General features: G+C 35.7%; 16 protein-coding genes. 4 read left to right on the top strand and 12 right to left on the bottom strand.

The features are described 5' to 3' along the window. Position 1 precedes the first annotated feature (1 nt). The 5 genes from msrA to ACCQ42_RS05795 all read right to left on the bottom strand — a co-directional run bounded on the left by msrA (position 2) and on the right by ACCQ42_RS05795 (position 4,410). The gene (gene msrA / locus ACCQ42_RS05815) at positions 2 to 484 is read right to left on the bottom strand and encodes a peptide-methionine (S)-S-oxide reductase MsrA (protein ID WP_265213009.1); all 483 of its coding nucleotides are present in this window, start codon (positions 482 to 484) and stop codon (positions 2 to 4) included. Then, positions 481 to 963 (bottom strand): threonine/serine exporter family protein, encoded by a 483-nt coding sequence (locus tag ACCQ42_RS05810; protein WP_106459914.1) that lies wholly within the window; start codon positions 961 to 963, stop codon positions 481 to 483. The genes msrA and ACCQ42_RS05810 overlap by 4 nt, the downstream gene beginning before the upstream one ends. Position 964: 1 nt before the next feature. Next, positions 965 to 1,747, bottom strand: coding sequence for a threonine/serine exporter family protein (locus tag ACCQ42_RS05805; RefSeq protein WP_265213008.1), 783 nt, complete (start codon positions 1,745 to 1,747; stop codon positions 965 to 967). A gap of 8 nt (positions 1,748 to 1,755) precedes the next feature. Further along, on the bottom strand, positions 1,756 to 2,556 hold the full coding sequence (locus tag ACCQ42_RS05800) for a J domain-containing protein (RefSeq protein ID WP_410035626.1): 801 nt from the start codon (positions 2,554 to 2,556) through the stop codon (positions 1,756 to 1,758). A 78-nt stretch (positions 2,557 to 2,634) separates the two neighbouring features. After that, complete coding sequence (locus ACCQ42_RS05795; protein ID WP_410035625.1) at positions 2,635 to 4,410, bottom strand: ABC transporter ATP-binding protein; 1,776 nt, start codon at positions 4,408 to 4,410, stop codon at positions 2,635 to 2,637. 171 nt (positions 4,411 to 4,581) lie between these two features. Between ACCQ42_RS05795 and ACCQ42_RS05790 the strand changes: the two genes are divergently transcribed. The 3 genes from ACCQ42_RS05790 to ACCQ42_RS05780 all read left to right on the top strand — a co-directional run bounded on the left by ACCQ42_RS05790 (position 4,582) and on the right by ACCQ42_RS05780 (position 7,430). Beyond that, positions 4,582 to 5,424, top strand: coding sequence for a sulfide/dihydroorotate dehydrogenase-like FAD/NAD-binding protein (locus ACCQ42_RS05790; RefSeq protein WP_410035624.1), 843 nt, complete (start codon positions 4,582 to 4,584; stop codon positions 5,422 to 5,424). Then, positions 5,411 to 6,802 carry an NADPH-dependent glutamate synthase gene (gltA, locus tag ACCQ42_RS05785; protein ID WP_410035623.1) on the top strand — a complete coding sequence of 464 codons (1,392 nt, stop codon included), beginning with the start codon at positions 5,411 to 5,413 and terminating at the stop codon, positions 6,800 to 6,802. The genes ACCQ42_RS05790 and gltA overlap by 14 nt, the downstream gene beginning before the upstream one ends. 88 nt (positions 6,803 to 6,890) lie before the next feature. After that, entirely contained in the window at positions 6,891 to 7,430 is a 540-nt protein-coding gene (locus ACCQ42_RS05780; RefSeq protein WP_265213003.1) for an NADPH-dependent FMN reductase, read from the top strand. 65 nt (positions 7,431 to 7,495) lie between these two features. Here ACCQ42_RS05780 and ACCQ42_RS05775 read toward each other — a convergent pair whose 3' ends face one another. Together ACCQ42_RS05775 and ACCQ42_RS05770 are read right to left on the bottom strand one after the other, a co-directional pair. Further along, positions 7,496 to 8,260 (bottom strand): nucleoside phosphorylase, encoded by a 765-nt coding sequence (locus ACCQ42_RS05775; protein WP_106459908.1) that lies wholly within the window; start codon positions 8,258 to 8,260, stop codon positions 7,496 to 7,498. Between the two features lie 66 nt (positions 8,261 to 8,326). Further along, entirely contained in the window at positions 8,327 to 9,163 is an 837-nt protein-coding gene (locus ACCQ42_RS05770) for an aldo/keto reductase (RefSeq protein WP_106459907.1), read from the bottom strand. A 77-nt stretch (positions 9,164 to 9,240) separates the two neighbouring features. Between ACCQ42_RS05770 and ymfI the strand changes: the two genes are divergently transcribed. Beyond that, positions 9,241 to 9,969 carry an elongation factor P 5-aminopentanone reductase gene (gene ymfI, locus ACCQ42_RS05765; protein ID WP_106459906.1) on the top strand — a complete coding sequence of 243 codons (729 nt, stop codon included), beginning with the start codon at positions 9,241 to 9,243 and terminating at the stop codon, positions 9,967 to 9,969. Between the two features lie 964 nt (positions 9,970 to 10,933). Here the strand turns inward: ymfI and ACCQ42_RS05760 are convergent. From ACCQ42_RS05760 to yaaA, 5 genes are read right to left on the bottom strand one after another with little or no spacing between them, the layout of a single operon-like run. Continuing rightward, positions 10,934 to 14,293 (bottom strand): UvrD-helicase domain-containing protein, encoded by a 3,360-nt coding sequence (locus ACCQ42_RS05760; protein WP_410035622.1) that lies wholly within the window; start codon positions 14,291 to 14,293, stop codon positions 10,934 to 10,936. Beyond that, positions 14,280 to 17,636, bottom strand: a complete 3,357-nt coding sequence (locus ACCQ42_RS05755) for a PD-(D/E)XK nuclease family protein (RefSeq protein WP_410035621.1) — start codon at positions 17,634 to 17,636, stop codon at positions 14,280 to 14,282. The genes ACCQ42_RS05760 and ACCQ42_RS05755 overlap by 14 nt, the downstream gene beginning before the upstream one ends. Then, positions 17,633 to 20,668, bottom strand: coding sequence for an AAA family ATPase (locus tag ACCQ42_RS05750; RefSeq protein WP_410035620.1), 3,036 nt, complete (start codon positions 20,666 to 20,668; stop codon positions 17,633 to 17,635). The genes ACCQ42_RS05755 and ACCQ42_RS05750 overlap by 4 nt, the downstream gene beginning before the upstream one ends. Further along, positions 20,658 to 21,779: an exonuclease SbcCD subunit D gene (locus ACCQ42_RS05745; protein WP_410035619.1), complete on the bottom strand. Its 1,122-nt coding sequence runs from the start codon at positions 21,777 to 21,779 to the stop codon at positions 20,658 to 20,660. The genes ACCQ42_RS05750 and ACCQ42_RS05745 overlap by 11 nt, the downstream gene beginning before the upstream one ends. Next, positions 21,776 to 22,498 (bottom strand): peroxide stress protein YaaA, encoded by a 723-nt coding sequence (gene yaaA / locus ACCQ42_RS05740; RefSeq protein WP_410035618.1) that lies wholly within the window; start codon positions 22,496 to 22,498, stop codon positions 21,776 to 21,778. The genes ACCQ42_RS05745 and yaaA overlap by 4 nt, the downstream gene beginning before the upstream one ends. Positions 22,499 to 22,526: the final 28 nt, after the last annotated feature.

Here is a 22,526-nt window from a genome sequence, read left to right as displayed (position 1 = left end):
TTTATATCTCCAATACATCATCCAGATTTATATGGCAATAGCCAGCTGGGTTTTTCTTTAAATAGTCTTGGTGGTATTCTTCAGCCCTGATATAATTATTTAGGACCTTGACTTCCACCATAATTTTCTCTTTTTCTTTTTCTTGCTTAATATTTAAAAAGTTTCTTGCTGCCTTTAAAATTGCTTCAGACCTAGAATAAATTCCAGTCCTATATTGGCTTCCAACATCATTGCCCTGTTTGTTAAGGCTAGTTGGGTCAATTATATAGTAAAAATGTTCAAATATTTCATTTAAACTTATAATTTCTTCATCAAATGTTACCTTGACTGTTTCCGCAAAGCCTGTGACTTTTAACTCTTCATAGGTGGTTGTGGCAGTTTTACCATTGGCATAGCCTACTTCTGTCTTAATTACTCCATCAAGATTTGAAAAGTAGGCTTCAACTCCCCAAAAGCACCCACCTGCTAAATATACTTCTATCATTTTTTTCTCCCTAATAATATGCTTAAAAAATCTGTTCTCCTGTGGCTTCTTTCCTTATAAGTCCTTAAAGATAAGGAAAATGATGATGACAATAAGACTCCAAAGGCAATAGCTGCTGCTATACCAAGGGCCTTATAAAGTGAAATTATAGCCATAGGTGTCTCATTTGCTATAAAATATCTCATAGTATTGTAAATTGCTTCTCCTGGGCAAAGATTTATTATGCCAGGGAAGATAAATATGCTGGCTGGATAATGAAAAATCCTTGCCAAAACTTCTGAACTAATGGCTATAAATAAGGCTGACATAAAAGAAGCTATATAGACAGATTCGCTAAATTGCTCAACAAGCCTAAATATAACCCAGCCAAAGCCCGCATTAAGTCCTGAAACTAAGACTGACTTTTTTGGCGAATTAAACACATATGAAAATCCAAAGGCAGATATAGTTGAAATTATAAATTCTTTTATATATAACATCTTAACTCCAAAGCTTCATAATAGTAATCGGTGTACCTACGCCCATGGCAAGGGCTGTTGAAATTAAAATTGCAATAACCGCTCCAGTTAGACCAGAGGTTGAATCCCCACTCATCAAGTCTCTCATGGAATTTGTAAGCATTATTCCAGGGACAAAAGCCATCATTGATGAAATTATAACCTTAGATGACTCAATCCCTCCAATAAAGTTAAGGGCAAGGATAGTTACCAGTGAAACCATTACTCCGTAGAGGTAATTAACAACAAAATATCCCAAACTATTTTCTTCAAGAAAATGAGCAAAATAGTAGGATAAGCTTCCTACAATAAAGGAAATTAACATCTCATTTATACCACCCTTTAAAAGGAGTGAATAAGCAGCAGCTGCAATGCCTGCACCGACAATCTTAAAAATTAGGGGTTTATCTGGTGATTCCTTAATGTTTTTAAGCTCCCTTAGGGCATTTTCAAGGCTCATCTCTCCCCTACAGAAGGACCTGGAAAAGCTATTGACCTTATCTATATAATAAAGGTTATTTGACCTAGCTTTGACCCTTCTAACATTGGTATGGACTTCATTTTTGTAAGAAAAGCTTAGGATTATAACATTGGTAGTTGAGTAAACATCCACATCCTTAGTATTTTTCTTACTTCTTATAATTCTTTCAATTGTATCTTCTACCCTATAAACTTCAGCACCATTTTCAAGCATGATGGCACCAGCATCGCTGGCTATTTCTGATAATAGGACAGCTGATTCTTCATTTCTTATCTGATCGTGCATAATTTTTCCTATAGGTAAGTATTCTTATACTTTTTGATATTATCTTCACTCAAAAACTCATAGGCTGCATTTACCTCTTGGAATTTCTCCTTAGCTCCTGGCTCTTTATTTAGGTCAGGATGGTATTTTTTTGCAAGCTTTCTATAATTAAGCTTAACCTGGTAAATGTCTGTATTTAAAGGTAGGTCTAAAGTTTGACAAGATTTTTCGTATTTTTCCTTAAAACCTAGGTCATTTACTCCATAATTCTGATATCCACCTTGATATCCGCCTTGATTTTGATAGTTACCAAAGCCAGAAAAATCTCCTTGGCTAAAATCTCTTGTTTCATAGTAGGTGAAGTTACCGAATATATCTTCAAAGTAATCATTCATCCTCTCTTGGCGTGCCCTAGCCTCTTCTTCGGCAGCTCTTTGTCTTTCCTTTTGCCTATCATTTATATATTTTTCTGAATAATCACCAAGAGAGTCAAATCCTTGCTTTTCTCCTGTAATTAAGGAGTTGGCCCTGTCATACATCCATTCAGTTAGGACATAGTTGCCATATCTTAAAAATGATATAAAGCTTGGTCCAAGGACTGGTATTATCATAATTATAAAAATTGCCATCCACACCTTTGATGGTAAAAATAAGAGCAAGGTTGGCAAAAATATAAAAGTTGAACAACCCAGCATAAATACAACTGCAAGGAGAGATCTGATGCCCTCAAAGGTCATTACTAAAATATTCATAATATTTATAAGGACTGTAAAAATAGTCCCGATTACTGTTGCAAGTCCGTGAAGGAACTTTCCAAAAAATTTCTTCATATGTCACCCTTTCTCCCTTTATTATACATCTTAAAGGATTTTTACCAATAAAAAGACGGAAGCTTCCTTCCGCCAATTTTATCCAAATAAGTCTGTGTTATTGGAATTATATAGATTGTAATAGACGCCTTTTTTCTCTAAAAGATTCTTGTGGTTTCCTCTTTCAACTATGCCATCATAGGTTAAAACTAAGATTTCATCGGCATTTATTATGGTTGATAGCCTGTGGGCTATGGTGAGGGTTGTCCTACCCTTAGATAATTTTTCAAGAGAAGCCTGGACAATTGCTTCACTCTTATTATCTAGGGCACTTGTAGCCTCATCTAGGATTAGGATTGGTGGATTTTTCAAAAATACCCTGGCAATTGATATCCTTTGTTTTTGACCGCCAGATAATTTTACTCCACGCTCGCCTATATAAGTATCAAGTCCATCTGGCAAATCTTTTATAAATTCATCTGCCCCAGCAAGTCTTGCAGCCTCTTTTATTTCAGCCTCAGTAGCATCATCCTTACCATAGGCTATATTTTCCCTAACTGTGCCTGAAAATAGGTAGACATCCTGTTGGACGATTCCTATATTATATCTAAGTGATTCTATTGATAGGTCCTTAATGTCGGTATTGTCGATTTTTATAGACCCCTTATCAACATCATAAAATCTTGGTATTAACTTTGAGATAGTTGTCTTTCCAGCTCCTGATGGGCCTACTAGGGCTATGTTTTCGCCAACATTTATCTTAAATGACATATCTTCTAATACATATGGGTCCTCATCTGGTGTGTTTGGATATTTGAAGTATACATTTTCAAATTCAATCTTACCCTTCACATCATCAAGATTTTCTGGATTTTCCTTATCAAATATATCCTTATCAAGGCTCATAACTTCTACAAATCTTTCTATTCCTGTAGTCCCTGCTTCAAAGGTGTCGGTGAAGTTAATTAGCCTTTCAATTGTTGCAATTAGCATATTTAGATACATGGTAAAGGCAATAAGATCTCCAGGGCTTATCTCGCCACTTACTACAAAGTAGCCACCAAAACTTATCAAAAGTAGATACATAATCCCTGAAAAAGAATCCTTGACCATGAAAAATCTTGCCATGGCATAGTATCTGTCAGATTTTATGTCGGCAAATTTGGAATTTTCCTTGGCAAATTTACCCTTTTCGACTCTTTCGTTGGCAAAGGACTTTACTACGCTTATGCCAAGTAAAGTATCTTCTACTCCTGCATTGATTGCCCCTATTTGACGTTTGGTCTCAAATGTAGCCTGTCTAAATTTTTCCCTGGACCTTCTTGACATGATATACATGATTGGAATCATTAAATATATTATTAAAGATAGTTTGATATCAATATTTATCAATACTATAAAGGATATGATTAGTTTGATTGCCCCGACTAAGAATTCTTCTGGAACATGGTGGGAAAATTCTGTTATTTCAAACAAATCTGAGGTAAGCCTTGTCATTAGTTGACCGACCTTTGATTCGTTGAAAAATTCTGTATCCATCTCTAGGAGGTGGTTGAAAATGTCCCTTCTCATGTCCTTTTCGATGAAGGCTCCCATTATGTGGCCCCTTGATTGCATGAAGTATCTGGCTATTACTGATATTGACTTAGTTATGGCATATATTATAGCAACCTTTACTATCCTTGGCCCATCCAAAATCCCAATTTGTGCCCAATCTGTGAGGTAGGATAATAAAATTGGAAGGATTAGCTCTGATAGGGTTGTAAGGCTTGCCGCTATTAAATCTTGTATAAGTACCTTTTTATATGGCTTATAGTATGGTATGAAGCGTTTCAAAAGGTATTTGGTTGTGTATTTTCTCTTTTGCTTTTCCATAAAACTCCCTTCTTTTATTATTAACAATAGCTTTATAATACTATATTTTATAAATATATCACCTCAAATTGCTTTTTACAGGCTCATTGCTTAATCCTTGTCAAAATAGTATATTATCAGTAAAGAAAAGCTTATATCTACAAGCTTTTAATTTCAATTTGAGGAGGAATAATGGCAAGAATTATTGAAAAGACAAATTTGAATGCTAACACTATCAAATTTGTTGTTAAAGCCCCAGAGATTGCAAGAAAAGCTCTCCCAGGCCAATTTATTATCCTAAGGCTTGATGAAAAGGGCGAAAGAGTGCCTTTTACCATATCATCAACTGATGAAGAAAACGTAACTATCATTGTACAAATTGTCGGTGGTACAACTATGAGGATGGATAGCCTTAAGGCTGGCGATGGATTCTTAGACTTTGTAGGTCCACTTGGTGTGCCAACAGACCTAGATTCCCTTAAGGGTAAAAACGTATGCGTTGTGGGCGGAGGACTTGGTACTGCTATAGCCTATCCACAGGCAAAATACCTTCATGAAGTAGGCGCCAATGTCGATGTAATAATGGGTTTTAAAAATAAGGACATAATCATACTTGAAGACGAGCTAAAGGCTTGTTCAGATAATTTATACATAACAACAGATGATGGATCTTATGGCAGACAAGGTTTTGTAACCCAAGTACTTGAAGATCTTATAAATGAAGGTAAAAAATACGACCACGTCCTAACCATTGGCCCTGCTATTATGATGAAAAATGTAGTAGCTGTCACAAGACCACACAATATTCCTACAACAGTTTCAATGAACTCTATAATGGTAGATGGAACTGGCATGTGTGGCTGTTGCAGGCTAACTGTAGGCGGAAAAATGAAATTTGCCTGCGTAGATGGACCTGACTTTGACGGATTTTTAGTAGACTTTGATGAAGCTATGAATAGAGCCAGAAACTATGCTACAGAAGAAAGAGAACACATCTGCAACCTAACTGGGGAGGTTAGAAATGGCCAAATTTAATATGAGTCAAGAAAAAGTCAAAATGCCAGAACAAGACCCAAATGTTCGTAACAAAAACTTTGAAGAAGTAGCCCAGGGTTATACTCTTGAAATGGCTCAAGAAGAGGCCATGCGTTGTGTTCAATGCAAGAACAAACCTTGTATGGATGGCTGTCCAGTTTCTGTAAAGATTCCAGAATTTATCCACCTCATCACAGAAGGAGATATAGAGGCAGCCTACCAAAAAATTTCTGAAACTAACAACCTCCCAGCTATCTGCGGTAGGGTCTGCCCTCAAGAAAACCAATGCGAGGGTGTATGTACTAGAGGCAGAAAAGGCGAACCTGTTGCAATCGGTAGGCTTGAAAGATTTGTCGCAGACTATCACAATAATTTAAAATATAAAAAACCAGTAGAAGTCTATGCTAACAAGGAAAAGGTAGCTGTTGTAGGTGCTGGACCTTCTGGCCTAACTGCTGCAGCAGATCTTGCCAAACTTGGCTACAAGGTAACCCTCTTTGATGCCTTCCACACAGCTGGAGGAGTATTGATGTATGGTATACCAGAATTTAGACTTCCTAAAAAGCTTGTAAATACAGAACTTAAAAACGTAATTGGCCTAGGTGTTAAGCTTAGAACAAATGTCATAGTCGGTAGAACCCTCTCCCTTGATGACCTAAAGGAAAAGGGCTATGAAGCAATCTATATCTCGACAGGTGCAGGTCTTCCTTCATTTTTAGGCATTCCAGGAGAAAACTACAATGGAGTCTACTCAGCAAATGAATTTCTAACCCGTATGAACCTCATGAAGGCCTACAAGTTCCCAGAATATGACACACCAGTCCACGTAGGCAAAAAAGTCTGTGTAGTAGGCGGCGGAAACGTGGCAATGGATGCTGCAAGATCAGCCAAAAGACTTGGGGCAGATGTAACAGTAGTCTATCGTAGAAGCTTTGAAGAAATGCCAGCAAGGGCTGAAGAAAGCCATCACGCCATTGAAGAAGGCATCAACTTCATGAACCTCCACAATCCAGTAGAAATTATCGGCGAAAATGGTTGGGTAAAGGCTGTTAAGGTAGAAAAAATGGTCCTAGGTGAGCCAGATGCATCAGGCAGACGTAGGCCACTTCCAACTGGAGAATATGAAGAAGTCCCATTTGAATCAGTAATAATTTCAATTGGCCAATCTCCAAACCCACTTATAAAACACACCAACCCAGACATAGAAACAGAATCTTGGGGCGGAATCATAATAGATGATACAACCATGACCACAAAAGACGGGGTCTTTGCAGGTGGTGATGCTGTAAGTGGTGCAGCTACAGTAATCCTTGCCATGGGAGCAGGTAAAAAAGCTGCAGCAAATATTGATAAATATATAAGAAATAAAAATGATTAAACATTAGAGCTAGCTTTAGCTGGCTCTTTTTGCTTATAATTTAGACTTTAGGGTATAATTTAATTAAAGAAAAAAAAAGGATTTATCAATGAAAATAGGATTATTAGTAGGATCACTTAGAAAGAATTCATGGAATAAAAAGCTTGCCAAGGAAGTAGCAGAACTGCTTGATGTTGAAACATATAAAATCGACCTAAGCGAGACACCTTTTTATAACCAAGACCTAGACATGGGAGAAATTCACCCAGCCTACACAAAGCTTAGAGAAGATGTTAAAAAATGTGATGCCTTTATCTTTATCACACCAGAATACAACAGGTCCCTTGCTCCAGTTTTAAAAAATGCAATCGATATAGCATCTCGTGGACCAGAAGGCAATCTTTGGGCCGGAAAACCTGCTACAGTATTTAGCTCAACCATAGGTACAATGGGCGGTGTATCAAGTAACCTTGCCCTAAAGCAATCCTTCACCTGTGTAGACCTCATAGCCATGAGCAAACCAGAAGTATACCTAGCTAAGATTAACGAATTATTTGATAAAGACGGCAAACTAATCGAAGAAACTAGACCATTTGTAAAGAGCGCATGCGATGCTTTCGTAGACTTTGCTAAAAAATTTATAGACTAATAAAATTAAACATCTGAAAAGGCAAGGACTAAAATCCTCGCCTTTTTAATTGGAATAATCCTTATTTAAATTTCAATCACTGCATCCATAGCAAGCTCTAAAGCATAGGAAAAGGAATTTCTAGCCCAGTTTCTCTGATCATAATTTTCTACATCTGCCAAGGTATCAGCAGTAAAAAGAATTTCTCCCCAGATAGCCTTTCTCATTTGACTAACAGCTGCAAGGGCAGAACATTCCATCTCAACAACAGCACAGCCTTCATCAACTCTATAATTTACCAAATCTTTTGTCTCCCTATAAAATCCATCAGTAGTCCGGGTCATGACTTCCTTATATTTGAGTCCTCTTTGTCTAAATACTCTTTCTATAGCTGAAACTGCTCTAGGATTTATGTCAATATACCTAGATGGCAAAACATAATGAAAGCTTGTCCCTTCCTGCCTTAAGGCCCTCACAGGAACAAGAAAAGTCGACTCTGCTATATCTATTAGAGATCCGCAGGTTCCAGTGGAAATTATTTCCCTTACACCATAGCCAATAAGCCAATCCAAAAGTTGGGCTGCTGGAGCAGAGCCAACTGGGGCTTGAGCAAGACAAAGGTCATGGCCCTTATGATTAATTTTATAAATAGGATAAGTCTTTGTTGCCGATTCAAAATGACCTAAAATCTCCCCTTCATTTCTCACGACATATCTGTCAATCTCATCTTCCAAAAAAGCATAAACGCATTTAACAGGTAAATTTATGTCTAGATTTTCGTGATTCGGCATAATCACCGATTCGATATTATCGTCAAACTCCAAAATTGCTAGATCATTTTTGTAAATCATATTTCTTCCTTTTATATTTATTAAAAACCCGGCAAGTATAATCGCCGATTCCTTAAATATATTTTCCTATCCTCTTCTTATCTTATCAAGCCACTCCTTATTTTCTGGGTCATTTGAAAATCTTTCCTTCCTATCAAGGCTGGCAAGGGCGTTCATGTCTTCTTCGCTAAGGTCAAAGTCAAAAATCGAAATATTTTCCTTAATCCTTCCCTCATTTGAAGATTTTACAAGGACCATAGTATCCCTTTCTATATTCCATTTAAGGGCAATTTGGGCAGGAGTTTTTCCGTACTTATCCCCTATTTCTTTTAGGATTTGCTCATCCAAAAGATTGGACTTACCTTGAGAAAGTGGTCCCCAAGCTTGGTGGAGGATGCCATTTTCCATTAGGAAATTCTTATTATCTGTATCTTGTAAATATAAATGACTTTCTAATTGGTCAAGGACTGGCTTTTCGCCAAGACTTATAAGTTCTGTAAGCTGTGGAATTGTAAAATTACACACACCTATAGATTTAACAAGGCCTTGGTCCCTATAGGCCTGAAAAACTTTCCAAGCCTTATCAAAATCTTCTCCATACCAGTGAAGCAATAAAACATCTATATAATCGAGGTCAAGCTTTTTTAGAGAATTTTCAATTGATCTTTTGCAAGCCTCTGGATCAAAATCTACAGGCCAAACCTTAGTAGCTACTTGTATTTCTTCCCTTTTAAGACCAGAACCCTTAAGGTATTTACCAACTAAGTCTTCATTTTCATAGTATTTTGCAGTATCAAAATACCTATAGCCTGCTTCTATTGCAGAGCCAATGGACCTTTCCATATCAGCTTCTTCAGTAATCTTAAAAGTACCAAAACCAATTGCAGGAACCTTAGTTCCATCATTTAATTTAAAATATTTCATATCTACTCCTTAGAATTCTAATCATCATACCATCAATAAATTTATACCCTATTTAACAAATATGTTATAATAAAGTTATGAAAACAGTATTAATAACAGGATCTTCCAGGGGAATAGGTGCTGCAATTGCCAAAAACCTCGCAAAAGATTATCAAATCGTAATAAATTATAATAAGAGCAAAGATGAAGCCATGAACCTTCTAAAAGAATTAAGAGAAATAAATCCCATGGTAATAGCCATAGGGGCAGATGTATCAGATGAAGACCAGGTAGAAGCGATGTTTAAAATCATTGAAGACAATTTCAAAAATGTTGACATCCTAATAAATAACGCAGGTATATCCTACTTTGGCCTAATCCAAGACACTCCCTTTGACAAGTGGCTGGATGTAATAAATACCAACCTTAATTCGGTCTTTCTAAACTCCAAAAGAGCCATACCAAAAATGATTGAGAAAAAAGAGGGAGTAATCATAAATATCAGCTCAATCTGGGGAGACTTCGGAGCAAGCATGGAATCTTCCTACTCTACAAGCAAGGGCGCCATAAATACCTTCACCAAGGCCATGGCCAAAGAATTAGCCCCATCAAATATAAGAGTAAACGCCATAGCCCCAGGCATGGTAGATACAGACATGATGAAAAGAGACTTTAGCCCAGAAGAAATAAATCAGTTAAAAGAAGAAGTAGGCATAAAAAGACTAGCAAAGCCAGAAGAAATCGCAGGCCTAGTGAGGTACTTGATCTCTGATGAGGCTTCTTATATAACTGGGGATATTATTCATATAAATGGGGGGTTTTATTAATTACAGTAATTAATATACTAGTTATTAGGGGTTTTTTATCCAAGATAAAATTATTATTTACTTTTATTCTTGTAATTTTATCTCATAATAAATAATTGTCATCAAGCTGATGACTTCGCCAAAGGGGGAGGGCCAAGGACCCTTTCGCATGGGTCCTCATCGCCCTCCCCCTTACACCCCCTCTTCGTTACACCCCGCAAGCGACTCTTGCAGAGGGCAAACTGAAGATTGCTTCTAGCAATCTTCTATATTAGACCTGACGGCTATTCATCCTGGTTCAAAATCTATTATTTCAAATCTCGTCAGCTAAAAATTTAGATTCGCTTCACTTCGTTACGCTCAACAAAATTTTCTTAACGCTTCCTCTATTTAAAATAATTGACGATTTTAATTCAGTAAATATCAAAGCTCTCTTACTTAGACCCACCAATAGCAATGTTTGCCAATGGCAAACGAGACCAATACTTACTTAGATGTCAATATCCTCTCAGAATACAGAATAATTCTCCCATGGTCGGAATATTTTGTAAATGGAGATGCCGTTAAGAAAATCTCCTGACGCACGAGTACAAATTAAATTTTGTAAGTGCTGAGATGTAGAGTGTATACAAAATAAATATTTGGACTAGATTGAGATTTTTAGGCATCAGAATGTCAAAATCAGTAAGAATAAGGAAATCTAAAACAAAGAGATTTGTCTACCAAGATAGGATTGCCGTTAGGCAATCTTCTCTGTTCGCACTCCGCTAAGGAGTCGCTTGTGGGGTGTAACGGGGAGGGGTTTAAGGGGAGGCCGATGAGGACCCATGCGAAAGGGTCCTTGGGCCTCCCCTTATTACGAAGATTCAATAGTAAATAGAAATTAAATATTAAATGGTTAAGTTACGAAGAATCAAAGTCTAAAATACTATTATCTTGGATAATAAAAAAAGGGGTTTTAGGGGAAGCTCCCCTAAAATACCCATTATTTATTGTAAACACTAATCTCCCCACTATTATACCAATATATAAGCCCCATGCTTACCTTTTTGCCCAAGGCTTCTTCTAAGGCTTTTTTGTAGATTTCTAACTGCTTTTTGTAGGCTTCTTCTCTTTTTATCCTATCTGTCTTGAAGTCTATTAGGATTATTTCGTTTTCTTTTTCAAAGATTAGGTCTATCTGTCCATTTACGTAATAATCCTCATACTGCATTAGGAAGGATTCCTCTTTTCTGTATGGTGTTTCTTTGTTGATTAATTCTTTTATTAGATCATTTTGGAAAAATCCTAAAAATTTATCCACTTCTAAAAGTTTGGCCCCTTCTTTTTCTATTATTTGGTTTTCTATTAAGATTTCTATTTCTGCTTTTAGGCTTTTTTTATCATATTCTTTCATTGGGAGTTTTTGAAAGACTTTATGGATTAGGCTTCCCTTATCTGTGGCTGAGTAGGTTTTTTCTTCTTCTATGAAGTCTGGTTTTTTGAAGTCTATATTTGAATAATTTTCCCCAAAGGATGATCTTTCGTAGCCTTCCTCTTCTTTGTTGAAGTCTTTGGCTATCTCTGTTACTGATTTTTTAAGGCTTTCGCCTATATCATCTGCCCCCTTATAGACAAAATCCATTAGGTCTTCTATTTTTTTATAATTTGCACTAGGTCTAATGTTTTCAAATATTTTACCTATATCCCTGCTTTCCTTGACTCTTTCATCTTCTAGGCTTTCAAGATATGATATATCTACTCGCTTATCAAAAGCATCTGTAAAGTAGTCTTTAGCAAAAATTTCCTCACCTATCTTATCGAAGGATAGGCTTGAGAGAATCCAATCTAGGTGGCTTGACATTTCAAGATAATCTACATTTTGATAAAGCTTAGCTAGAGAGCTTTTTGACTTTGTTCCTGTTATATAAAGCCTTTCCTCAGCCCTGGTTAGACCTACATAGAGGATTCTCATCTCTTCTTTTTTGTCTTCTTCGATAAGCTTATTTTCAATTAGCTTTTTATTTATAGATGAGACCTTGACCTTGCTATCATAATCTGCCACATCAATTCCAATACCTAGCTTATCATCAAAAATCGCAAGTTTTGATGAGTGCATGTTTCTTATGGTCCTTGAAGAATCTGCAAGTATTACCACCTTAAATTCAAGCCCCTTTGACTTGTGGATGGTCATTATCCTTACCAGGTCCTCTTCTTCAGATAAATCTCTTGACTGGTCTATGCTATCTTTTTGGGTCTTTGAAATATTTTCATAATAGGTTAAAAATCCGTAAAGACCATTGTCATTGGCCGAGTCGTATTCTGCCATGAGGTCGATTAGGGATTCTATATTATTTATCCTATCAGCTCCCAAATCCCTTGCCATGAGGAAGTCGTAAAGGCCAGTTTTTTCAAAAAGATAGTTAGCAAAATCAAATAGGGAATAAATGGCAAGTTTATTTTTTAAATCCTTTATGACAGCCTTAAAAGTATCAATTTTTGCTTTTATTTGCTCATTCCCATCATAATTATCAAAGCAATCATAGAATCTATATGACTGGGTCTTAAGCTTTATTTCTACCAGGTCATCTTCGCTGAAGTTAAAAATTTCACTTCTTAGGACAGAAAGAAGGACAATATCGTCGTTAGGATTGGCCAGATATTTTAAAAGATTTATGAAAAAATTAACCTCTGCTGCCAAAAATGATACCTTTGATATGTCGTTAAAATAAGGAATATCTGCCCTTTTGAAGGCTTCTTCATATACATAAGACTTATTTCCGCTTCTTAAAAGAATCGCTATATCCTTATAAGCATAGCCTTCCCCTACTAAATCTCTTATGAGTCTAACCAGGTAATCTTCCTCATTTACTGCCTTATCAAGAACTGTAAGGCCTACTTTGGCATTTGGATTTTCCTTATCTCTTCCGAAATTTAACCTGTGGCCGCCGTTTTTATAGTCAATGCCACTTGTCTCTTTGGTCATTATCCTATCAAAGATATAGTTATTAAAATCTAAGAGTAGCCTATCAGTTCTGAAGTTCTCATTTAGATTTATCCTAACAGAATCTTCTTCCCTTTCGTATATATCAAGCTTTTCTAGGAATAAGTCAGGCCTTGCCCTCCTAAAACCATAGATTGATTGCTTGACGTCTCCTACGAAAAATAGCCTTCTTTCCCTTTTAAGCTTTTCTATTATATAGTTTTGAATTTCATTTGAATCTTGGTATTCATCGAAGAAGATATATTCAAATTTATCAACAAGCTTATTTCTTGCAGTTTCATTATCTAATAGCCTTATAAAATATTGCTCGAGATCGTTGAAATCTAGATAAGATTCGGCCTTTTTCTTCTGATCAAAAACTTCCATAAAACGCCTTGTAAGCCTATTAATTTCTCCTAAGAGGATTTCTTCCTTATGGCTTGTAAGGCTTATAAGGTCAGAAGATGTATTTCTTACCAGATTTTTGAGCTTATCCAGAGAATTTTTATAGGAATTTCTGTCAGTTCTTAGGATATTGTAAAGGAATTTAGCATCATTTTTGGATGAAGAAAGTCTGCCAAACTTTACCTTTTCTATTTTTTCTAAAAATTCATCCCAAGAGTCAAGATTATTTTCAAGGTCTAAAAATATTGAATAATCTTCTGTCACAAGCTCTTGGAGTTTTTCTCTCATGTCATTTTCATTGGCCATGACTGTTAGCTTAAAAGCCTTATCTTTCATGTCCCTCAGAGATTTTTTTGAAATCTCCTTAAGCTTGTCACCGATATTTGCTGACCTTGTATTTTTATCAAGCCAAGCAAGTGGGTCAATTTGGCCGATTATCATGTTGTAAGTATCTTGAATAAGACCTTTGGCAGGAGAATCATTTCTATTTTGGGCGAAATTTTCTAAAAAGATCCTAAAGCCATCTGTCATCTTTTCATATTCTTCATCAAATATTTCATCTATGGCATTTGCCCTCATAATAATAGATGTATTTTCTGTTAGGACCTTAAAATTAGGACTTAACTTATCAAAATAATAGAAATTTTCCCTAATCATATCAGAGCAAAAAGCATGGAGGGTTTTAATTTGGGCAGTCTTTAAGAGCCTTATCTGTCTTCTAAGAAAATCTGGATCAAAGTCATCTGCCGCCTCTTCTAGCCTTGCCCTTATCTTATTTTTCATATCGATTGCAGATTTGTTGGTGAAGGTTACAATTATCATGTTATCAATATCTATATGATATTTCTTCATTAGGCTGATGATTCTTTCAACTAGGACAAAGGTCTTGCCGGATCCTGCTGCAGCTGAAACTATTATATTTTTATCTTCTGTGTCTATGGCAGCTTCTTGGGCCTTGGTTTTTTTAATCTCTGTCATAAGCATCCCTCTTTACATCTTCTATCTTTAGGGACTTGTCTATATCCCTAAACCTATCTGAATCAATTATCTCATCAAACTTGCATATGCCCCTATAATCGCAATAGGTGCATTCTTTTCTTTGCTTATCTTCCCTGACAGGCCTTAGGTCGATTAGGCCATTTTTGATATTTTCAATTATTTGTTTTATCAAATCCTTGGTAAAGTGTGTCAAAACCTCAAAGTCTTCAGGATTTACAATTTCATTTTTCTTTGGGTCAAAGACAGCAAGCTTATCCTTGTCATAATCCCTATCCATAAGCCTTATAACTTCTTCATTAACCTTAAGCAAAAGGCCTGTCATCTGGAACTTATCTGCTAGGATTTCCTTGAGATTTTCTTGATCTGTAAGTGAAACCTTATCCATCTTTTCAATCTCATCCCTAAGTGGCAAGTAGAAAGAGGCTACAGGTTTAAAATCTTTATCACTTGCTGCCATCATGTAGACAATAAGCTGGAGATCAAGACCATTTAGGACATTTACAAGTTTAAAGCTCTTGGCCCCTGTCTTATAATCTATAATCCTAATTAAATCTCCTGCCTTATCTATCCTGTCAATCCTACCCCTTAGGTAGTTTTCCCCATCTATATCGACCTGGTCAAAAAATCCTCCCTTATCAAAGCTTTCCTCAAAGGCAAAGAGCTTAAAGTCTGACCTTTTAAGACCTCTTTTGATTTCCCTTGCATTTCTCTTAGCAGAATTTAGCATATTTTCAAGGATATAGGCATTTTTAGGCGAATCTTTTCTCAAAGCTTCCAGGTTTAAATCTATGCCTTCTTTGAAATTTTCTTCTAAAAGCGTATCTAGTTTTTCATCTGTGATATCGTCGATATTTTCTTCTTTTAATAATCTTGAAAGCTCTTCAAGTGACTTGTGGACGATATTTCCTATTTCCATCTGGTCAATGTCAAAATCATTTTCCACGTCAGGTCTTAGGCCGTAGGAGATAAAATATTTGTAAGGACAACGTGAATAAGTTTCAATTTCTGAAACTGAATATGCCCTTTTCCCATAAAGCTTGCCAGCAAGGTCTAAATTAAGCGGAGCCTTGTCATTGGTAAAAAAGAGTCCCTTGAAAATTGAATCATAGATTTTCTGATTGTCGTTTTTTTCTAAATTATCTTTTAAATACTTGATGAAATCTAGGCTTAAGTCCAAATCTTCCTTGCTTATTTTTTCGTTTTTCTTAATCTTTTCTAGATTTTCTAGGGCAAATTTCTTAAGGCCTTCCTTAGAATAAGCGGCAAGATTAGGCTCAAGTTTTGTAATTGATTTTACTTGCATCTGAGGGAAAATATTTAAAATATCATTTAAAACCAAGCTTTTCTTGAGTTCTTTTCCTGACTTATCAGAAAGAGCGTAGGAAAATATTAGCTTGTCAGATCCTACAATTATCTTATAAAGACTTAGCTTTTCAAGACTTTCATTATCTTTATCGTATAATTTAAGGTCAATCCCACGCTTTTTTAGGTCTTCCTTCTCATCATCATTTATGATAAAATCCCTAGACTCTCCCGATGGAAAATAGGCATCATTAAGGCCTAAAATTATATTTATCTTTTTATTTGAAACCCTCTCCCTCTTAAAATCACTTACTATAAGATGGTCCTTAGATGGTGGAATTAGGCCAATTTTAATATCCTTAGTCACTGCTTCTATTAGGCTATAAATCCTAGAAAGACTTGTATCTCTCTCACCCATAATTAAAACTAATTGGTCTAAAATCTCTATAAATTTATCCCAAATTTGCTCATTTTCTCTATAATCATCAAGGGCTGCAAGGTCCTTTAATTCTTCCTGAAAACTTGTAATGGCAAGTCTTATTGATGAATCAGAAATCATCTTATAGATACCTTCAACAAGGTCTCGTATCTTCCCTTCATTAGCTAAATTTCCTAAAAGGTCTAAAATCTTATCCCTTACCCTATTTATGGCCTGGTATTCTTCTTCCTTTTTCTTAAGCTTTTCTTCTCTTTTTGGATCATTTTCCAAAAACTTTTCATAGAAATCATAATCCAGAATAAAATACTTATCATCTTCAAACATGGCACCCGCTATATTTCTTTTGCCAATAAATTTGATGAAGATGTGGCAATCTTCCTCGTAAGTTTCACCAAAATCAATTAGCTTAGAATTTAGGATATAATAGAGGTCTTCTTTTCTGTATTTATTAACCCTAAGCCTAAGGAGGGCAAGAAAGGTCTTTATAATGTGATTATCACTCATCTTCCTACGCTTATCCAAAAATATAGGGATGTCATACCTATCGAATGTCTTGGCTATGATATTTTCATATTCGCTATTTTCTGTCATGTAGATGGCAAAATCATTATATCTTAGGTCCTTACTTTTTATTAATTTATTGATAAGAAGGGCAATATTTTCCACCTCAGTCCTTGTCGATATAGACTCTAAAACCCTAATATTATTAGGCTTATCTAGATATGGCCTTGGGTTAAAAATATCAAAGTTATCTAAGAAGTGGTCAAGGTCTGCCTTATTTTCCGTATTTTCCATTTCTATAATTTCACAATTAAAATTAGATCTAAGTTTTTTATAAAAGCCAAAGGCTGGGTCAAATATTTCTGCTCTTGGAAGGGCTTCATTTAGATTTTTAGGATCTAGATTAAGGCCAATAGTGATGTCAATTTCTTCCCTTACAAGGGCAGATATAAGCTCAAGTTTCCTTTCTTCCATATAGTCAAACTTATCAAAATAAAAGTGATAGTCCTTTAGAAAGTCTGCATCCTTAATGGATTCTGCTAAAAGAGAGGTCATATCCTCACTATCAATAAATTTTCCTGAAAGAGCTTCCTGGTAGGCACCAAGGATTATCCTTATTTCCTCAAATTTTATCCTGCTGGCCTCATCTATTTCAGCATCCTTAATACTTTCAAAAAAATCTTGGTCGAAATTATTATCCTTAAAATTTGCAATCAAATCTGTAATCGAATTGATGAAGTCGATATTTCCATAGGAATTTTTGAAAAGAGTGAGCTTATCATTTAAATCGTGCATTATATTCGTAAGGATCATGAGCTTGCCTTCCTTATTTAGGAATTTAAGCTTATCAAGGCCCGCCATATCTAGGAAAAATGCAGCAAAGGATGAAAAGGAAAGGACCTTAGAATCCATTACTGAAGAAAATCTGATATTGTTTATGAAGTCTATATCAGTTTCTAGGGTGTATTGCTCAGGAACTATAAGAATTGATTTTTGACCAGCTTCAAGCCTTTTTTCTATTTCCTTGTAAATATATAGGCTCTTATCCTGGTCTTTTTTTGCTAGTATTAATGAAATCATGCTTTCACCTCTATCTTTGATCCATCGCTTGGCTCGTAACTTATTAAAATCTTGGCATCGATGGCATCTTTTAATTCATCCACGTGAGAAATTAGGCCAACAAACCTGTCATCCTTAGAAATTTCTTCAATGGCTCTTATGGCATTGTCCAAAAATTCCTTAGAAAGAGTTCCAAATCCCTCGTCTATAAATAGGGTATCTATCCTGATTCCCCCATTTTCTGCTCCAATTTCATCAGAAAGGCCAAGGGCAAGGGATAGGCTTGCAAGGAAGGATTCCCCACCTGAAAGACTTGTGGCTGGGCGGCGCTTACCTGTATTTGCATCTAGGATTTCTATATCAAGACCTGCCTTAGACCTATTATCGGTCGCTTCCTTCTTTCTAAGCATGGTAAATTGGCCTTCTGTCATCTTGTTAAATCTCTTGTTGGCAAAGTTAAGAACCCTATCAAAGTAAACGCTTAGGATGTAGGTTTCAAAGTCAATCTTCTCCCTCCCCTTATTGGCTCCACTTGTCCCGCTTGCAAGATCAGCAAGTCTTGTAAGGCTGAGAGATTTATTTTTTTCCTTTTCAAATTCTTGGCTTATGGCTCTTATCTCAAGGCCCGCTCTTTTAAAGGAAGATAAGCCTTGGTTTAGGGATAGTTTTCTATCAGCCAGAGATTTTGCCTTTTCTTCAAGGTCTGTAATTTTTTCTTTAAATATTTCTAAATCTATGAGGTCAAGGTCTTTAAAATCCTTTAGATTGTCAAGATTTGCCTTTAACCTGTCAAGATTTTTGAAATATTCTTGGTTTTCTATTTTTATAAGATCAAGGTCATTAAATTTATCTAGATAGGACCTGTAATCCTCTTGATTTTCAAATTTCTCGGCTACTTTGTCCTCGAATTCTTTTTGGTAGGCTGTGAGATTTTCTTTATTTTCTGAAAGAGTTTTTTCAAAAGATCCAATTTCTGCCTTAAGACTTGAAAGGGCAAGTTTTATTTCTTGATCATGGGACTTAGTCCTTTCTATAAAATCACTTGCTTCTTTTATATTTTTTTCAAATGACTTTATTTCAGCTAATAGGGCTTCTTCTTTAAGGCCCTCCATTTTCTCCTTCTGCCCAAGGTATGCGATTTTTAACTCTTGGAGGCGGTCAAGCTTAACATTTATTTCTTTTAAAGCTTGGGCTAGCTTTTCTTTTTCAAGGCCCAAGATCTTCCCCTCTTCCTCTGTCTTTTGTAATAACTTATCTTTAAGGTCAATCTCCTTTTGATTTTTTCCTAATAGGTCCCCATAAGATTTGATAAGGTCTTCATTATCCTTTATAAGACCCCTTATATTTTCAAGACTATCGTCCATTTCCAAATCTTTGATATTTTTATCAATAAGTAGCCTAATCTTTTCAAAGGATAGGTTAAGGTCATTTAGCTTTTCAACTATCTTATCAAAATCTAAGCCCTCTGACTTGTGAAGGGGGAATTTTTCTTCATGCCTAGTCCCACAAACAGGGCATATCCCATCGTGATTTAATCTTTCAATAAAATAATTCAGCTGGTCAATTTCCCTATCTAGGCTCGCTTTATCTTTTAAGTTAAGATAATTTTCTCTTTCCTTGCTTAAGCTTTCAATATCTTTCTCATAGGCCTTGTTTTCTAGAAGCCTTGCCTGGTCTTTCTTAAGGCTAAGAAGCTTATCTTCTCTGGCCCTTAATTTTTCCTTAAGTTCTAGGCCCTCTTCCTTAAGTTTCGCCTTATCTTCACGGGCTTGTCCATAGGTTTTTCTTAAGTTTTCTAGATTCTCATCTATATTTTTTATCTTTTCCTCTAAGTCTTGCTTTTCTTTTTCAATAGTTTTTATAGATTCGTAGGCTTTTTTATTTGATAAAAATTCACCAAGAGCTTGGTAGGTCTTTTCTTTTTCCGCTAGGCCAAGTTTGTTTTTATCTAAATTTTTGGCAAGGTCGTCTATCTTTGCCAAGTCTTTTTCTAGATTTTTTGCTTCAGCATTTTTCTCTTCCAAAAGATTTTTATCTGCCTCTAGGTTTTTAGTCAAATTTTCTATAGAATCCTGAGTCTTTTCTATTCTTTCTTCATAGATTTTGATTGATTTGGCAAAGCTAGCTAGGTCTAAGTCAGATTTTTCTTTAGATTTTTCTTCAAAATTCTTATACAAAAGATTGTAAGCCGCTTGTGATTTTTGATAAGAGCTTATATTCTCATTAGTATTTTTAGACTTCTCTAAATTTCTATAGGAATCTTTAATATTTTTATCTAGGCTATCTTCATCCTTTTGTAGTTCGCTTAATTGAGAGCTAAGGTCCTTTTCATTGTCCCCTATTATTTTAAGGATAATTTTAAAATCAAGGGCTAGGATATAATCCCCATTTATGACTTCTTTTAAAATTTCATCATAAGATATAATATTTGATAATTTATCATCAATTTCATTAATTTTATTCTTGCTTATCTTGGCTTTTTCCTTGAGCTTATCAGTTATATCCCTGTATTTTTTGGTTTTAAAAATATCAGAAAGTAGGGCTGCCTTTACATCTGATTTGGCTGATAAAAACTCCTGGAACTTGCCCTGGGCTAGGAGCATTACCTTTGAGAATTGGTCTACATCAAGACCCACTATCTCCTTAACCATGGGCTCTACATCTCTTGGCTTATCTGCCAAGAGCTTCTTCTCATCGCTTATATCAAATAGGATCGCCTTATGGCCCAGATTCCTTGGTCCCCTAGCCCCCATGGACCTTTGATTTGGATATCTTTCTATAAGATAAGTCTTTGACCCAATTTCAAATTCAAATTCAACAAAAGTATCAGGATCATCTTCCTTAAGATAGTCACTCCTCATATTTTCCTGGCTGATTTCTCTTGGAATAGACCCATAAAGGGCAAAGGATATGGCATCAAATATCGTAGTCTTACCTGAGCCTGTAGGGCCTGATATGAGAAAGATTTTCTTATCAAAAAACTTAGTGAAATCTATTTCTATTTCATTTTTGTAGGTCAAAAAACCTCGCATTTTTAGTCTCTTAGCCTTCAAAATCTTCTCCAATCACTTCTTTTAAGATTTCAACTTCTGCCCCTGTAAGCTTTCTACTGTCCTTAAAATCGACAAAGTCAGCAAAAAGCTCTAGGGGATTTTTATTGTCTAAATCTATGTCAAGGCTTTCCCCGTCCAAATCAAAGACAGACTTATTTGCATAATTTATAAGGACTGCATTTGGAAATTTGGCCTTAAATTTTGCCATGGCATTTTCAACTGTCGCCTCATCATCTAAGATAAATTTGATATAAGAATCAGACGGATCTTCTCTAATCAAATCATCAAAAAGCCCCTGCCTTACTTCAAATTCTCTAAGAAGCTTTATAGGAATTTTTTCTATTTCTAGACTATCTTTTTTTAGGTCAACTAGGGTCACAGACTTATTAATATCCTTCTTATCAAAGGAATAAGGCATAAAGGTCCCGGCATATCTTATTTTTTCTTCCTTAACAAAGTGGGCAGAATGAAGGTGGCCTAGGGCCACATAGTCAAATCTATCAAAAAGACTAGCATCCATCATGTCAGACCCGCCAATAACTAGGGGCTTTTGGCCCTCATTATAGGCTGTCTCTAGAGTACTTTCACTATAAGAAGCATAGCAGTGGGTGATTAAGACATTTCTATCATTATAATCTATCCCCTCAAGTGCAAGCTCATAAAGCCTAGTAAAATCATCAAGCTTTTCCCCAAAAAGAACCTCTCCCTTGGCAAGGGACATGAAAGGCAAGAGGTAAAAATTAACTGGGCCCTCATCATCAAAAAGGGTGACCTTATCCCTATTAAATTCACCTGCTAGGTAATATTTATTAGTCTTATAAAATCTTTTGTTGACATCAAGCCTTTTGGCTGAATCGTGGTTACCTGCTATGGCAAGGACTGGGATATCAAGATCAAAGACGATTTTTTCTATAAAATAATTATAAAGGTCTAAAGCCTCTGCACTTGCAAGGGCTGTATCAAAGATGTCTCCTGCAATCATGACAGCTTCGACCTTTTTCTCTTCAATAATTTCTAAGATTTGATCAAGGACATATTTCTGATCTTCCAAGAGTGAAAAATTACCCAGACTTTTGCCAATATGAAGGTCAGATAGGTGGAGGAGTTTCATCTCTTATCCCTCACAAAAGTAAGGGTATCAGGCGTAGAATTATAAGGGTCATACTTATAATCATTGATAACAAGCTCTTTAACCTGGTCAATATCTTCGATTTTATTTTTAATAATCTCTCTAAGCATAGCGCCCCTAGCCTGCTTCATGTAGGAGACAATTGATTTAAGCTTGCCATCACGATTTTCCTTAAAATCAACTGTGATAAACTTATCCTCATCTTTTAGAAATGGCCTGATGGTCTTGGTATATTCCTTAGATGCCAGATTTAAAACCAGGTCATCATCTTCAAAAAGCTTATTATAGATGTCCTTGCCCCAAAATTCATAAAGGTCATACATGGTATTGTCAAAATAAAGCCTATAATCACGAATCCCTGTCATCGGCCTAAGAAGGCCATATAGGGCTGATAGGATATAAACATGATCGTTTAGATAAGCTAAATCATCAAAATCATCCATCTTAAATTGCTTAAAAACAAGGCCATCATATGAATAAAGCGCCGGATTATCAAGCTTTTCAAAATCAAAATCCTGAAAATCGTAATAAGCCTTCTCGGTCAATTTATCGTTGGTCATATTGAGGTTACCCATCTCATTCATAGAAAGCTTCTTTATTTTATCAACTAAAATCCTAGTCTTGTCAGGAAAAATCAGTCCCTCTGTCTCTATATTATCAAAATGTTTAAAACTCTTGGCTGGTGAAATAATAATCTTCATAAAAATCCTTTCTTTATATATTAATATT

This window comes from Anaerococcus kampingae (assembly GCF_046365475.1).
In the GTDB taxonomy this organism is placed as follows: Bacteria; Bacillota; Clostridia; order Tissierellales; family Peptoniphilaceae; genus Anaerococcus; species Anaerococcus kampingae.
The sequence above is the reverse complement of the archived record's forward strand: the minus strand, read 5'-3'. Positions and strand labels throughout refer to the sequence as shown.

What these genes read in the sequence shown, in the direction of transcription:
- ymfI (WP_106459906.1), top strand. Translation starts at nt 9,241, where the DNA reads ATGAAAACAGTATTAATAACAGGATCTTCCAGGGGAATAGGTGCTGCA.
- ACCQ42_RS05745 (WP_410035619.1), bottom strand. Translation starts at nt 21,779, where the DNA reads ATGAAACTCCTCCACCTATCTGACCTTCATATTGGCAAAAGTCTGGGT.
- ACCQ42_RS05775 (WP_106459908.1), bottom strand. Translation starts at nt 8,260, where the DNA reads ATGATTTACAAAAATGATCTAGCAATTTTGGAGTTTGACGATAATATC.
- ACCQ42_RS05810 (WP_106459914.1), bottom strand. Translation starts at nt 963, where the DNA reads ATGTTATATATAAAAGAATTTATAATTTCAACTATATCTGCCTTTGGA.
- ACCQ42_RS05795 (WP_410035625.1), bottom strand. Translation starts at nt 4,410, where the DNA reads ATGGAAAAGCAAAAGAGAAAATACACAACCAAATACCTTTTGAAACGC.
- gltA (WP_410035623.1), top strand. Translation starts at nt 5,411, where the DNA reads ATGGCCAAATTTAATATGAGTCAAGAAAAAGTCAAAATGCCAGAACAA.
- ACCQ42_RS05770 (WP_106459907.1), bottom strand. Translation starts at nt 9,163, where the DNA reads ATGAAATATTTTAAATTAAATGATGGAACTAAGGTTCCTGCAATTGGT.
- ACCQ42_RS05780 (WP_265213003.1), top strand. Translation starts at nt 6,891, where the DNA reads ATGAAAATAGGATTATTAGTAGGATCACTTAGAAAGAATTCATGGAAT.
- msrA (WP_265213009.1), bottom strand. Translation starts at nt 484, where the DNA reads ATGATAGAAGTATATTTAGCAGGTGGGTGCTTTTGGGGAGTTGAAGCC.
- ACCQ42_RS05755 (WP_410035621.1), bottom strand. Translation starts at nt 17,636, where the DNA reads ATGATTTCATTAATACTAGCAAAAAAAGACCAGGATAAGAGCCTATAT.
- yaaA (WP_410035618.1), bottom strand. Translation starts at nt 22,498, where the DNA reads ATGAAGATTATTATTTCACCAGCCAAGAGTTTTAAACATTTTGATAAT.
- ACCQ42_RS05760 (WP_410035622.1), bottom strand. Translation starts at nt 14,293, where the DNA reads ATGACAGAGATTAAAAAAACCAAGGCCCAAGAAGCTGCCATAGACACA.
- ACCQ42_RS05805 (WP_265213008.1), bottom strand. Translation starts at nt 1,747, where the DNA reads ATGCACGATCAGATAAGAAATGAAGAATCAGCTGTCCTATTATCAGAA.
- ACCQ42_RS05800 (WP_410035626.1), bottom strand. Translation starts at nt 2,556, where the DNA reads ATGAAGAAATTTTTTGGAAAGTTCCTTCACGGACTTGCAACAGTAATC.
- ACCQ42_RS05790 (WP_410035624.1), top strand. Translation starts at nt 4,582, where the DNA reads ATGGCAAGAATTATTGAAAAGACAAATTTGAATGCTAACACTATCAAA.